General features: G+C 49.1%; 1 protein-coding gene. It reads left to right on the top strand.

The genetic code is table 11. From position 1 onward, the window contains the following. On the top strand, positions 1 to 190 hold a 190-nt coding region (locus tag ASU00_RS26585; protein WP_236712835.1), incomplete at its 5' end, for a hypothetical protein. Between the last annotated feature and the right edge of the window lie 134 nt (positions 191 to 324).

Genomic DNA, 324 nt, shown 5'->3' with positions numbered 1-324 from the left:
GGTCTCACGTAGACACGCATTTCCCGCAGGAGTCTCGTTGCCTTCCGTTTCAATCCACTCAGATTTAACAGATAGAAGGAAGATCTCTGCCACCATTTTAGAGGGTTTGAAAATTGTCTGTTGCTTTGCACTCCAGGCACTTAGCTTTCCAGAGTCTCGTTGCCTTCCGTTTCAATCCACTCAGATTTAGCAGATAGAAAGAACATCTCTGGTCACAGTATTGAGGTTATAAACTAGACCGTTGCTTTCCACTGTAGGCACTCGCTTTCCGCGGGCGGTCCGTGAGCCTTCTCGGCTTTCAGCCTGCGGGGTCTCACGTAGACA

The sequence above is a fragment of the Peribacillus muralis genome (assembly GCF_001439925.1).
GTDB classification, from domain to species: Bacteria; Bacillota; Bacilli; order Bacillales; family DSM-1321; genus Peribacillus; species Peribacillus muralis.
This window is presented reverse-complemented; position numbering and strand designations above follow the sequence as displayed.